This window comes from Streptomyces sp. NPDC050636, assembly GCF_040654775.1.
Taxonomy (GTDB): domain Bacteria; phylum Actinomycetota; class Actinomycetes; order Streptomycetales; family Streptomycetaceae; genus Streptomyces.
In genome coordinates this window covers 20482-33095 of record NZ_JBFAIP010000034.1, presented here as the reverse complement: position 1 = coordinate 33095, position 12614 = coordinate 20482, and the positions used below count along the sequence as shown (strand labels likewise).

Sequence of the window (12614 nt, the reverse complement as noted above, 5' to 3'; positions counted from 1 at the left end):
GACTGAGCCGTGAAGCTGGATTCCATGTACCAGGACGTCATCCTGGACCACTACAAGCACCCGCACGGGCGCGGTCTTCGGGACGGCGACGCCGAGGTGCACCACGTCAACCCCACCTGCGGCGACGAGATCACGCTGCGCGTGCGGCTCGACGGCGCGACGATTGAGGATGTGTCCTACGAGGGTCAGGGCTGCTCCATCAGCCAGGCCAGCGCGTCGGTGCTCAACGACCTCCTGGTCGGCAAGCAGCTCGGCGAGGCGCAGAAGATCCAGGAGACGTTTCTGGAGCTGATGCAGTCCAAGGGCAAGGTGGAGCCGGATGACGCGATGGAAGAGGTGCTGGAGGACGCGGTGGCGTTCGCCGGTGTCTCGAAGTACCCGGCGCGTGTGAAATGCGCCCTGCTCAGCTGGATGGCCTGGAAGGACGCCACGGCCAAGGCCCTCTCCGAGGAGGCGAAGACCGCATGACCGACACCCCGACCACCACCAAGCCGGCGACCGAGGAAGAGGTCCGCGAGGCGCTGTACGACGTCGTCGACCCCGAGCTGGGTATCGATGTCGTCAATCTGGGCCTGATCTACGGCATCCACGTCGACGACGCCAATATCGCCACCATCGATATGACGCTGACCTCCGCGGCCTGCCCGCTGACCGACGTCATCGAGGACCAGGCGAAGTCCGCCACGGACGGCATCGTCAGTGAACTGAAGATCAACTGGGTCTGGATGCCCCCGTGGGGCCCGGACAAGATCACCGACGACGGTCGCGAGCAGCTGCGCGCGCTGGGCTTCAACGTCTGATCTCCGTCTGATCCCCGCCTCAGGGCGCGCGCGACACGCGTGAGTTGTACCGATACGGCCATGTTCGCCAGGCACACTGGCGGGCATGGCCGTATCGCTGTATCAGATCGCCGTTGACGCCCATGACCTCAAGGGGCAGGCCGCTTTCTGGGCCCGGGTCCTGGGCTGGCGGGTCGTGTACGAGGCCCTCGACGAAATCGTCATCGGCGCCGACGAGCGCGCGCTGCCGGGCATCGTCTTCCTTCCCGTACCCGAGGTGAAGTCCCGCAAGAACCGACTGCATCTGGATCTGACACCGGACGATCAGGCCGCGGAGGTCGAGCGGCTCATCGGCCTCGGTGCGCGCAGGGTGGATGTGGGTCAGGGCGGCGATGTGTCGTGGGTGGTGCTCGCCGATCCCGAGGGCAACGAGTTCTGCGTGCTGACGCCGAAGCGGACGTTGGTGGATTAGCCGCCGGCTCGATGCGGCGCCAGGCGCTATGTACGACCGTACGCAACGCTATGTACACTCGTACGCATGGCCTACGTGATGCTGGCAGGCGCGATACTTTCCGAGATTCTCGCGACCACCGCGATGAAGTACAGCGAGGGCTTCAGCAGGCTGTGGCCGTCGCTGGGCACCGCGGTCGGGTATCTGCTCGCCTTCGCGCTGCTGGCGCAGACGCTCAAGTCGATGAGTGTCGGCACCGCGTATGCGATCTGGTCCGGTGCCGGGACGGCCGTCATCGCGGCGATCGGCGTGGTGTTTCTGGGGGAGAGCGCGAGCGCGCTGAAGATTCTCGGGGTGCTGCTCGTCATCGCCGGGGTCGTGGTGCTGAATCTGGGCGGTGCGCACTGATGGGCCGGCGCTTCGACCCGGACCGGCGGCAGCGGATCATCGACGCGGCGATCGCGGTGGTCGGTGAGCGGGGGATCTCCGGGCTCAGTCACCGTTCCGTGGCAGCCGCGGCGGATGTGCCACTGGGCTCGACGACGTACCACTTCGCGACCAAGGACGATCTGCTGGTCGCCGCGTTGCGGCAGGTCAACGCGGGATGTCTGGGCGACTTCGCGCGCTGGGTGGACGGCATCGACCCGGCCGTGCCGCTCGCCGACCAGGTCACCCGGTTCGTCGAGGACACCCTGACCGGTGACCGCGCGCGGGTGGAGCTGGAGTACGAGCTGTATCTGGCGGCGCTGCGGCATGAAGCGGTGCGGCCGATCGCCGCCGAGTGCCTGGAAGAGATGGTGCGGCTGCTCGGCAGGCGGATCGGCGACACGCCGACCGCACGGGCCGTGGTGGCGTTCATCGACGGGCTGCTGCTTCAGCAGCTGCTCACCGGGCGGCCCTTCGAACGTGACGCGGTGCGGGCGGCGGGGGCGGGCTGGTCGGCCCCGGAGACCGGTCGCTGAGACCGGTTCGCATCGGCGGGCGCCCTCCGGTTAGGTTTTCCGCATGACCGATGCTGCTACCTCTGCTTCCCGTACCACCGGCGCCGTCGCTGCCGGGCTCGCCACCGTCACCCCGGACGGCACCGTTCTCGACACCTGGTACCCCGCGCCCGAGCTGGTCACCGCGACCGCCGAAGGCCCTGGCCCCGCCGGCACCGAGCACCTCGACGACGAGCGTGCCACCGAACTGCTGGGCGCCGGCGCGCTGAAGGCGATCGGCCTCGACCCGGTCCGCGACGTCGAGGTCGTGGCCGTCCGTACGGTCATCGCCTCGCTGGACGACAAGCCGCTGGACGCGCACGACGCCTATCTGCGTCTGCACCTCCTCAGCCACCGGTTGGTCAAGCCGCACGGGCAGAGCCTGGAAGGCATCTTCGGGCTGCTGGCGAACGTCGCCTGGACCTCGCTCGGCCCGGTGGCCGTCGACCAGCTGGAGACGGTGCGGATGAACGCCCGCGCCGACGGTCAGCATCTGCAGGTCACCAGTGTCGACAAGTTCCCCCGGATGACCGACTACGTCGCGCCCGCCGGTGTGCGGATCGCGGACGCCGACCGGGTGCGGCTGGGCGCGCACCTCGCGGCCGGTACCACCGTCATGCACGAGGGCTTCGTCAACTTCAACGCCGGAACGCTGGGCACCTCCATGATCGAGGGCCGGATCAGCGCGGGCGTCGTCATCGGCGACGGCACCGACATCGGCGGCGGCGCCTCCACCATGGGCACCCTGTCGGGCGGCGGCAAGCAGATCATCGCGATCGGCGAGCGCTGCCTGCTCGGCGCCGAGTCGGGCATCGGTATCGCGCTGGGCGACGAGTGCGTGGTCGAGGCGGGCCTGTACGTGACCGCGGGCACCCGCGTCACCATGCCCGACGGCCAGATCGTCAAGGCCCTGGAGCTCTCCGGCGGCGACAACATCCTCTTCCGCCGCAACTCGACCACCGGCGCCGTCGAGGCCCGGCCGAACAAGGCGGTCTGGGGCGGGCTCAACGAGATTCTGCACAGTCACAACTGATGTGGCAGGGCCGGCTCATGGCCGCCCTGTCATAGGTGGCTCCACGCGGCCAGTGGGCGCCCTTTCCCGGACCGGCGACGGACCGGGGGAGGGCGCTCCGCTGTTGCGGGGATCGAGGGTGTCGTCCCGTCCCGTCGGCGTGCGCGGGCGTGGGACGGAGTGTGCCCCGGGCGCGGGGGCGGTGGCCAGGATGCGCTGGTGCCAAGCCGGCCGGGGCTGGTCCACCATGGCGAGGTCGGTGTCCAACGGACCGTACCGGGAGGCGTCATGAGGCTCGGCAAACCGCTCGCTGTCGGCATCGCGGAGGAACGGGAAGCCGGGGAGCGGGATGCCGGGGAGCGGGAGGCCGACGGAGCCGAGGTCGGGGCGCGGGAAGCCACCGGGGTGGTAGCGGCAGGCCGGGACGCCCATGAGCGTCTCGTCGCCGAGGCGTTGGTCGGGCGATGAGGCTGCGGCTGCCGCAGGAGCGGCCCGCCGAGCCGCCGCGCGGGTACAAGCTCGCCAATCCGGTGCTGTCCCACGACGGTGAACGGATCGGGTTCGCCGGGGTGTCGATCGGCGGTGCGGCCCCGTACGGCGTGGTGGACGAGGCGCGGTGTGTCTACGGCCGCCGGCACCGCAGCCCCGCGCTGCGCTGCGACTGCGGCTTCTACTGTCTGCACACGCTCACCGATGCGCTGGCCCTGACCTGCGCCGACGCGCACCGGAGGGCGGCGCTGCTGGAGGTCACGGTGCTCGGTGTGTACATCCGCTTCGAGCGCGGGATGCGCTATGCGCGGCAGCGGGTGCGGGTGGTGCGCGTCGGGCCGTGCGGCTGCGGGCTGCCGCCGGAGGTCTTCGCGGACGCGGGCTGGGGCCGGACCGGGTGGCAGGTACTGACCGGCTCGTGCGTGGGCTGTGTGGCCGGGCGCGACACGGTGAGTTTCGCGGAGTTCGCCCGGATCGGCGGCGGGCGGCTGCGGGTGGTCCCCGGCCACCACCAGGCCGAGAGCTGCCCCGGGCCTGACACCGGGCCCGCCTTACGCACCGGACCGTCCGCCGGACCCGCCGTACGCACCGTCGCCGAGATGTCCGCCGAGGCGTCCCTCATGCAGGCCCGGATCGACTGGCTCCAAGGGCAACTGGCGCGGCTGACCGGCGAGACGTAACGGTTCCGTGGTAGCTGGCATGCCCGTGTCACCGGGCCGTCTGCCCGCAGATAGGCTTGGACCCATGCGTGATCTTGTAGCGGGGATGCGGTATCTGGGCAAGGGCCAGCGGTGGGTCGCCGGGCACGGCCGGTGGTGGGGCTTCGGCCTGATCCCGGCGTTGATCGCCCTGGCGCTGTACGCCGGGGTGCTCACCATGCTCGCCCTGTGGTCCGGCGATATCGCCGCCTGGGCGACGCCGTTCGCCGACGACTGGGGCTCGCCCTGGCAGGGGCTGCTGCGCGGGCTGTTCGTGGTGCTGCTGTTCGCCGGCGGGCTGATGCTGTCCGTGCTGACCTTCACCGCCGTCACGCTGCTGATCGGTGATCCCTTCTACGAGTCGCTGTCGGAGAAGGTCGAGGAGTCCGAGGGCAGCTGCCCGGAGAGCCCGGACCGGCCGCTGTGGCAGGAGATCTGGATCGCGCTGCGGGACAGCGTCCATGTGCTGCTGCGGGCCCTCGGCTTCGGGATCATCCTGTTCGCCCTCGGATTCGTGCCGGTCATCGGGCAGACCGTGATCCCGGCCATCGGGTTCTGTGTCTCCGGCTTCTTCCTCGCCGTCGAGTTGACGTCGGTGGCGATGCAGCGCCGGGACATCCCGGTCCGCGAGCGGCTGCGGATGCTGCGCGGTCGCAAGGCGCTCGCCGTCGGCTTCGGCACCCCGATCGTGCTGCTGTTCCTGGTCCCCTTCGTCGCGGTGATCCTCATGCCGGGTGCGGTGGCCGGCGCGACGCTGCTCGTACGGGACCTGGTGCCCGGCGAGGAGCAGCCGCCGGGCGACGGTGAGACCGGGCAGGCTGCGGCCGCGGCGCCGTACGGGCAGGCCGCGCCGGGGTATGCGGCACCGGGTCAGGCCGCGCCCGGCGGCTTCGGGCCGGCGCCCGCGCAGTACCCGCCTCACCAGGGACAGCCGTACCAGTCACCGCAGTACCCGCAGCAGTCACAGCAGTACCCGCAGCCGCCTGCCGGTCCAGGGCCGTCCGGAGCGCGTCCGCCAGCCGGCTGGTGAGCTCGGCCCCGGCATCCAGCAGCGGTCCGCGGATCGGCCCCGAGGGCCGGCCGAGGTGGTGGAGCAGCGCCTTCGCGGTGACCGTGCCGGAGTTGGCGCCGCCGAAAGGATCTGCTCGTCGCACCCCGCGTAGTACGCCAGGCCGGTCGCGGCCAGTACCTTCGCCGACTTCAGCAGGTCGTCACCGCAGTCCTCGACCGCCGCGATCCGCGGATGGCCGGCCGGCCGCAGCAGGGTCTCGGCGCTCAGCGCGGTCCCGGTGCGGCCGGGGATGTCGTACAGCATCACCGGCAGCCCGGTGGCGTCCGCGACCGTGCGCAGATGGTGCGCGACGGCGTCCTGGGCGGGCCGTGAGGAGTACGGCGTGACCACCAACAGGCCGTGGGTGCCCGCCCGTTCGGCGGGCGCGGGCCAGTGCGACGGAATGCCGGGTGTCGCTCGTGCCGACCCCCGCGGTGATCCGCGCCCGGTCGCCGACGGCCTCGGCGACGGCGCGCACCAGCATCCCCTTCTCGGCGTCCGAGGTCGTCGGGGACTCGCCGGTGGTGCCCCCGGTGCAAGCACCGGCTCCAAAGGAGTGCTACGCCGAGACAAGGGTGGGCCCACGAAGCGGCCGCCGCACCCTTCCGGTACGGCGGCCGCTCGGGCCGCACAGGCCCCTCACGCGTCAGTCGGGCATATTTCGCGACCGGGGCTTCAGGTCCTGGGTCCGCTCGGCAGCGGACTCCTCCGGCATCTGCGGCTCCCGCTCGCGTTCGGCGCGCTGCTTGGCGGCGCGCTCCTTGCCTGACTTACGGTTCTGCGACTTCGGCATGATGACTTCCTTGTCCGGCCGGTATTGCTTACCAGCTCAGTAGCGCACTCCCGGCGGGAGTTGGCGATCTGAACGCGGCCGGAGGGTGACGGCGCCCGTCACGGCCGGATGCGCAGCACCTGCGGGTCGTGGTCGCTGGCCTGGTCGGCGTACTCGGCGTTGATGTGGACGATGTCGTAGTCGGTACGGGCCAGATGGCGGCTGGTGAGCATGTGGTCCAGGACCTGGGAGTTGCCGCTGTAGACATAGCCGTAGCGCTCGGCGCGCGGCAGGCCGCCGACGAGGTCGGTGAGTACGCCGCCGCCGGTCAGGGCCTTGAGGGCGGGGGAGAACTGGTAGTCGTTCAGGTCGCCGGCCACCACCACGTCGGCCTTGGGGTCCTTGGCCAGCAGATCCTTGACGAAGGCGTTGACCAGCCGGGCCTGCGCGGTGCGCTGGGTCTCGGACGTCCTGGCCGGCGGCTGGAAACGGCTGTCCAGGCCCTGGTCGCCGCCCTTGGAGTTGAAGTGGTTGGCGACCACGAACACCCGGCTGCCGGGACGATTCTTCAGTGAGAACTGGCCGACCAGGGGCTTACGGCTGTCCTTCCATGCCTCCTCGGCGGGCGCGATCCGCCCCGGGGAGACGGAGAGCGCGGCCTTGCCGTGGTCGGCGACCACCTTCACCGGCGTGGTGGCGTCGCCGCCCTTGATGTCCGTGAACGACACCCGGTCGGGGTTGAAGAGGAACGCGACGCGGATATTGCCGCCGGGCTGCCCGCCGTCCTGGCCGTTCACCGGGTCGATCTGGCGCCACTCGTACGCCGGGCCGCCGGCCGCCTTGACGGCGTCGGTGAGCTTCTTGAGGGTGGCCCCGGCGGAGACCACGCCGTCGTCGGTGACGCCGTTGTCGTCCTGCACCTCCTCCAGGGCGACGACGTCGGGGGCGGACAGGTTGTGCACCAGCGCCTTCGCCAGCCGGTCGAACTTGGCCTGCGGGGTGGTGGGGGAGAGGTTCTCGACGTTGTACGTGGCCACGGCCAGCTCGCCGGACGTCTGCTTGCGGGTGGTCTCCGGCGCCGGGCCGTGGTCGGTGACCGTGCCCAGCTCGGTGGCCTGAAGCGTGTAGCCGCCGAAGTTGTCGTAGTCCAGGGGCCCGGCGGTGGTGCCGGTCAGCTCGTCGCCGACATCGGCCACCGGGAACGGCCGCTGCGCGAAGGGGATCAGCGAAGCGACCTTCACCCGGCCGGAGTTGGGGTCCCCGTAGGAGCTGTAGAGCGTGCCGCCGCGGACCGTGCGGTTGTGCCGCGGTTCGGCGGTGACCCACAGCTCGTGGTGGGTGCTGGTCGGGCCGACTACCGGGGCGCCCGCGACCGCGACCCGCATGCCCTCCAGGGACTCGTAGCGGTCCAGCGCGTACGAACGCGGGCGCAGCGGCAGTGACTCGATGTTCTTGCCGTCCGCGCTCGCGCCGTCCGCCTCGGGCGCGTAACGGTCCGGAACCGAGGCCGGGTTGAGCTTGAAGGCGGCCGGCAGCGGAGCGTCGGAGGAGGTGGTCTTCCAGGTGGCGTCGGTGATCTGGGTGACGGACTGGAGGCCGGCGTCCTTCCCGCCCGGGTAGTACTCGCTGACCGTGCCGGCCAAGGTGACCGCGTCACCGACGTCGACCTTCGGCGTCTCCTTGCCGGTGAAGACGAAGACGGCCTCGCTGGTCGCCGCGTTGTCGTCCGGGTGCGGGTCCTGCACCCAGAAGCCGCGCGCCGAGCCGAACGCCCGGACCGCGGTGACCGTGCCGGGCACGCCGCTGACCTGCTTCCCGGCGAGCGGGGATATTCGGGTGCTGCCCTGGATGTCGTGGATCCGGGAGCCCGCGGCGGACGCGGACTGGGGGGCGGTGAGCAGTCCGGTGGCGAGGGCGGCGCAGGCCACCGCGCCGACGGCGGCGGGCCTGCGGAGCGAACGACGGGACGGCATGAATGCCTCCGAGGGAGAGGGAGTGGGGGGTGCGTCGGAAGAGGTGCGCGCATAAGTGCACCGACAGCCTCTACGCGCGTCAATCTCTTGTGTGGCCAGGGGAGTTGTCAAGGTTCGCCGGGTGACGGATGACGGGCGGGTGGGTGAACCGCCCGAGATACCCGGAATTCCGTCTACGCTTGGACGTCGCACGAGCCGTAGTCCGTTCGAGGAGCTGAGCCCGAGATGTCCGCAGACCGTCCCACCCTGCCGCCGGTCCGGCTGCACACCGAAGCGGAGCTGGCCCGGGACGCGCTGAGCGCGCCGCTGATGGCCAGGGCGGCGAAGCTCGCCCGCTGGGCCGAGCGGGGCGTTCCCGTCGGCGTCGGCGGCGAGATCCTCCAGGAGCCGCTGGCCGCCGCCACCGAGCACCTCGGCCTGGCGGACGACGAGGACGGCCCCGCGTACACCGCCGAGGCCTGGCAGCTGGCGGTGGACACCGGCCTGGTCGAGATCGACGAGCCCGATGACGGCGCGGGCGCGGCCGACGGCGAGCCGGCCGCCGACCTCCCGGACGATGCCGCGGTCGGCACCGCCACCCCCGGCGAGGAGCTGAGCATCCTCACCTCCGGCAGCCCGCAGGACATCCTCGACATCTGGCTCGGCGGCATGGAGACCGTGCTCGCCGACGCGGTCGCCCCCGACCTCTCCGACATCGCCGAGCAGCTCGCCGACGGCGGCGAGCTCGACCTGGACGCGATCGACTGGAACCCGGAGGAGGAGGCCGAGCTGCTGGACGGCATCCTCGGCAACCTCTATCTGCTCACCGCCCTGCACGAGGGCCCTGACCAGGACGTTCCGCTGCCGGCGCTGGCCGCGTCCATGATCGTCCCGGACGATATGGACGAGCCGACCGACGACGTCCTCGAAGAGGTCTCCGAGGCGATGATGCGCCTGGACGACCAGTTCCGGGTGCTGGAACCGATCGGGATCGTGGCCTACACCCCGGTCGACGAGGCGCTCATCGAGGAGCTGGACGAGGACGGCGAGACGGTCCTCCCCCGAGGACCTTCGGCCGGCTCCGGTCCGGCGGGGACCCCCACCGCCGAGCCGCTCGCCGACGAGGACGTCGCCCGCTACGGCCTGGTCCGTCTCACCCCGCTCGGCATCTACGCCGTACGCGCCCGCATGCTGGACGCCGGTGTGCACGCCCCGGCCGTCGGCGACCTCACCGACAAGGGTGCCGACGTCCTCCTCGACGCGCTGCCCGACTACCCCGAGACGCTCGCCCAGGCCGAGTCCGAGCAGTGGCTGGCGGCCCGTACGCCCGTGGATGCCGCCCGGGACCTGCTCGCGGCCGCCCGCGGCGACGACGAGCGCGCCCCGCTGCGCCGGCTCGCCGCGCAGCAGACCCTCTCCCTGGTCGCGCCCGACGCCGAGCCCGCGCTGCGCGAGGTTCTCGACGACCGGCAGCTGGGCGGTCTGGCCCGGGTCTGGCTCGCCGAGCGCGCCGCGCCCGGCATCCCCGAGCCGTCCCAGGACATGATCTTCTGGCTGACCGTGGACACCATCGCCGCACAGCTGGACAGCGCGGACGACGAAGCGGCGGCCGAGCTGCGCGAGCTCGTCCGCAGCCTGACCGACCAGCACAGCGGGTTCTTCGACGCGGCCTGGCGGGTGGACCACCCGGCCACCGCCGACGTCCTGGAGGCCATGGGCCGGCTGCACCCCGACAAGAAGGCCGCCAAGGAGGCCCGCAAGGCCGCCTTCAAGGCGCGCTCCCGCAGGGCCGGCTGATCGTTTCCGGCGCCAGGGGTGTCGTCACGCCCTAGACGAGTAAGTCCTATGTCCCTTCTGGCTCGTCTAGGGCGCATGGCGATGTCCACTGCGGGTGAGGCGCAACCGCTTCCTGGATGTAGGGCGGCGTTCAACTGGAGTTCGAAGGCGCGCGGGAACGTGTGCGGCGCAGGCACAGGGGATCCCAGGCCATCCAGGAGATGACAATGCCGCTCACCCGCAGAGACTTCGCCAAGCGTTCCGCCTTCGCCGGTGCGGGCGTGGCACTGGCCGGCAGCGTCGGTGTGCTGGCCACCGCGCCCGGAGCCATCGGTGAGGAGGCCCCCGCCGACGGCACGGCGGGCGGCGCGCTCGGCTACGGTCCGCTGATCCCCGACCCGGACGGCATCCTCGCGCTGCCCGCCGGCTTCTCGTACCGGATCATCACCCGGACCGGCGTGACCAAGCTCGACAGCGGCGAGTCCACGCCCTCCAACCACGACGGCACCGGCACCTTCGAGGGCACCCGCGGCAGCACCCTGATCGTCAACAACCACGAGCTGAAGGGCCCGCGCGCCGACTGGCCGCACCCGGTGCCGCTCGCCGAGGGACTCGTCTACGACCCGGCGGCGTCCGGCGGCTGCACCGTCGTGGAGGTCGCCAAGGACGGTACGCCGGTCGGCGAGTGGGTCGGCATCGCCGGTACCTCCACCAACTGCGCGGGCGGGACCACTCCTTGGGGCACCTGGCTGACCTGCGAGGAGAACGAGGACAAGGCCGGCGAGCACGGCATGACCAAGGACCACGGCTATGTCTTCGAGGTCGACCCGTACGACGTCAGGGCCGGCCGTGACCCCAAGCCCATCAAGGCGCTGGGGCGTTACGCCCACGAAGCGGTGGTCGTCGACCCCAAGCGCGGCCACCTCTTCCTGACCGAGGACGCCGACAAGCCCAACGGCCTCCTCTACCGCTGGACCCCGCCGCACGGCTTCAAGCACGGACGCGGACAGCTCAAGACGCTGGCCGACGACGCCGGTGTGCTGGCCGCCCCCAAGTGCTTCGACTCCGGCGGCCGGTACGTCGACGACCTGTCGCGCGCCACGAAGACCGGCACCGTCTACGGCGTCGACTGGATCGAGGTCCCCGACCGCGACGCCCGCACGACGTCGGTGCGCAAGCAGTTCGCCGAGGGGGAGATCACCCGTGCCCGCAAGCTGGAGGGCATGTGGTGGGCGGACGGCGGCGCGTACATCGTGTCGTCCTACGCCCGCGACGAGAGCCCGGTCCACCACGACGGCCAGGTCTGGTTCTACGACCCGAAGCGGCGGACCCTCACGCTGAAGGTGCTGCTCGGCGTCAATCCGGACCCTTCGAAGGACGGCGCGCTCGACGGCCCCGACAACATCACCGTCTCCCCCTACGGCGGGCTGATCATCTCCGAGGACGGCGAGGGCGTCCAGCACCTCTTCGGCGCCACCGAGGGCGGCCGGACCTACCCGATCGCGCGCAACGACCTCAACATCGGTACGGCCGAGGAGCCGGAGTTCAGCGAGTTCACCGGGCCGGTCTTCTCCCCGGACGGGCAGACGCTGTTCGCGAACATCCAGGAGCCCGGGATCATGCTGGCGATCAGCGGGCCCTGGAAGCGGCAGCGGTAGCGGTACCGGCGGCGCCATCACCGGCGGCCTCAGGGGCCGTGGCCGTGATGACGTAGTAGTCCAGCAGGCCGGTCTCGTACGCCGTCAGATAGCGGCGCGGCCACTTGTCGCGGAGCTCCGGCCGCTGGGCCATATAGAGGTCGTACCCCTCCCAGACCGCGTCGCCGATCGCCTGCACCCGGACGTCCCCCAGCCCCGCCGCGGCCAGCGTCGCGGCGGCGTCATCGATCACATGGGGGACGTCCAGGCCGTCCGCGTACGCGGGCAGCAGCTCGGGCAGTGCGCGGGCGGCGTGGTGGTCGCGGGCGAAGAACGTGGTCAGTGCTAGCCGGCCGCCCGGGCGCAGCACCCGCGCGGCCTCGCGGGCGAAGGCGGGCAGATCGCGGAAGTGCTGGGCGGCCTCGACGGAGTAGAGGCAGTCGACGGTGGCATCGGGGAGCGGGATGCGCTGGGCGGCGCCCCGTACGAAGTCCAGGTGACTCCGGGTGGGATCGGTGGCGGCGCCGAGCTCGGTGAGCAGCGCCTCGTGGGTTTTGCGGGCGCGGGCGATCTGGTCCGGATGGGCGTCCAGGCCGATGACCGTTCCCAGGCCGAATTCCTGTAGCGCCAGTACGCAGCCCAGCCCCCGTCCGCAGCCGACCTCCAGGGCGGTGCGGCCCTGCGGCCGGTCGAAGGTGCTCAGCACCACGCGGTAGAGGTCCTGCTCGCTGCGGACCCGGTCGGCCTCGGTCAGCGGGCGGTCGGCGATGTCGGGCAGCCGCGCCCAGTAGCCGAAATTGATGAAACCGCCGGCGAAGGCCGGGACCGTGCTGAGGTCCTCGTCGCCGTAGATCGCCGCCACCCGGTCGGGGAGGTCCGGGATGGCGGTCCGGCTCGGGTCGTCCGTCCGGCCCGGCTGGCCAGGGTCGCCGGTCGGGGGCTGCTGCATCATCGAACGCTCCTGGTGCGTGGCGTGGGGGGGGGCGTGCGGAGTGCGGAATCTTGCGCGCGTGCGGA

General features: G+C 71.5%; 14 protein-coding genes and 1 pseudogene. 11 read left to right on the top strand and 4 right to left on the bottom strand.

All coding sequences use genetic code 11. The annotated features are described in order from the left end of the window. Window positions 1-9: 9 nt before the first annotated feature. The 9 genes from sufU (at window position 10) to AB0I10_RS23415 (ending at window position 5439) form a co-directional block, all read left to right on the top strand. A complete protein-coding gene (gene sufU / locus AB0I10_RS23455; RefSeq protein ID WP_363154519.1) occupies window positions 10-468 on the top strand; it encodes a Fe-S cluster assembly sulfur transfer protein SufU in 459 nt (152 codons plus the stop codon). Further along, entirely contained in the window at window positions 465-800 is a 336-nt protein-coding gene (locus AB0I10_RS23450) for a metal-sulfur cluster assembly factor (RefSeq protein ID WP_363154518.1), read from the top strand. Before sufU ends, AB0I10_RS23450 begins: the two co-directional genes overlap by 4 nt. A gap of 85 nt (window positions 801-885) precedes the next feature. Continuing rightward, window positions 886-1251 (top strand): VOC family protein, encoded by a 366-nt coding sequence (locus tag AB0I10_RS23445; RefSeq protein WP_363154517.1) that lies wholly within the window; start codon window positions 886-888, stop codon window positions 1249-1251. 66 nt (window positions 1252-1317) lie between these two features. Next, window positions 1318-1638: a multidrug efflux SMR transporter gene (locus tag AB0I10_RS23440; protein WP_363154516.1), complete on the top strand. Its 321-nt coding sequence runs from the start codon at window positions 1318-1320 to the stop codon at window positions 1636-1638. After that, window positions 1638-2192 (top strand): TetR family transcriptional regulator, encoded by a 555-nt coding sequence (locus AB0I10_RS23435; protein WP_363154515.1) that lies wholly within the window; start codon window positions 1638-1640, stop codon window positions 2190-2192. The genes AB0I10_RS23440 and AB0I10_RS23435 overlap by 1 nt, the downstream gene beginning before the upstream one ends. Before the next feature lie 43 nt (window positions 2193-2235). Next, window positions 2236-3243: a 2,3,4,5-tetrahydropyridine-2,6-dicarboxylate N-succinyltransferase gene (gene dapD / locus AB0I10_RS23430; protein ID WP_363154514.1), complete on the top strand. Its 1008-nt coding sequence runs from the start codon at window positions 2236-2238 to the stop codon at window positions 3241-3243. A gap of 267 nt (window positions 3244-3510) precedes the next feature. Then, window positions 3511-3690: a hypothetical protein gene (locus AB0I10_RS23425; protein ID WP_363154513.1), complete on the top strand. Its 180-nt coding sequence runs from the start codon at window positions 3511-3513 to the stop codon at window positions 3688-3690. Further along, on the top strand, window positions 3687-4391 hold the full coding sequence (locus AB0I10_RS23420; RefSeq protein WP_363154512.1) for a hypothetical protein: 705 nt from the start codon (window positions 3687-3689) through the stop codon (window positions 4389-4391). The genes AB0I10_RS23425 and AB0I10_RS23420 overlap by 4 nt, the downstream gene beginning before the upstream one ends. Before the next feature lie 64 nt (window positions 4392-4455). Beyond that, the gene (locus AB0I10_RS23415) at window positions 4456-5439 is read left to right on the top strand and encodes an EI24 domain-containing protein (protein WP_363154511.1); all 984 of its coding nucleotides are present in this window, start codon (window positions 4456-4458) and stop codon (window positions 5437-5439) included. A 117-nt stretch (window positions 5440-5556) separates the two neighbouring features. Here AB0I10_RS23415 and AB0I10_RS23410 read toward each other — a convergent pair. The 3 genes and pseudogenes from AB0I10_RS23410 to AB0I10_RS23400 all read right to left on the bottom strand — a co-directional run. Further along, window positions 5557-5989: pseudogene (locus tag AB0I10_RS23410) on the bottom strand (dihydrodipicolinate synthase family protein); the annotation flags it as partial. Window positions 5990-6106: 117 nt separating this feature from the next. After that, a complete protein-coding gene (locus AB0I10_RS23405; protein WP_363154510.1) occupies window positions 6107-6253 on the bottom strand; it encodes a hypothetical protein in 147 nt (48 codons plus the stop codon). Between the two features lie 98 nt (window positions 6254-6351). Beyond that, complete coding sequence (locus AB0I10_RS23400; RefSeq protein WP_363154509.1) at window positions 6352-8205, bottom strand: endonuclease/exonuclease/phosphatase family protein; 1854 nt, start codon at window positions 8203-8205, stop codon at window positions 6352-6354. Window positions 8206-8430: 225 nt separating this feature from the next. On the opposite strand from AB0I10_RS23400, the gene AB0I10_RS23395 reads away from it, so the two are divergent. Both AB0I10_RS23395 and AB0I10_RS23390 read left to right on the top strand, forming a co-directional pair. Beyond that, a complete protein-coding gene (locus tag AB0I10_RS23395; protein WP_363154508.1) occupies window positions 8431-9981 on the top strand; it encodes a hypothetical protein in 1551 nt (516 codons plus the stop codon). Window positions 9982-10187: 206 nt separating this feature from the next. Next, window positions 10188-11618 (top strand): alkaline phosphatase PhoX, encoded by a 1431-nt coding sequence (locus AB0I10_RS23390; RefSeq protein WP_363154507.1) that lies wholly within the window; start codon window positions 10188-10190, stop codon window positions 11616-11618. Here AB0I10_RS23390 and AB0I10_RS23385 read toward each other — a convergent pair. Next, window positions 11590-12549, bottom strand: coding sequence for a class I SAM-dependent methyltransferase (locus AB0I10_RS23385; protein ID WP_363154506.1), 960 nt, complete (start codon window positions 12547-12549; stop codon window positions 11590-11592). The genes AB0I10_RS23390 and AB0I10_RS23385 overlap by 29 nt on opposite strands. Between the last annotated feature and the right edge of the window lie 65 nt (window positions 12550-12614).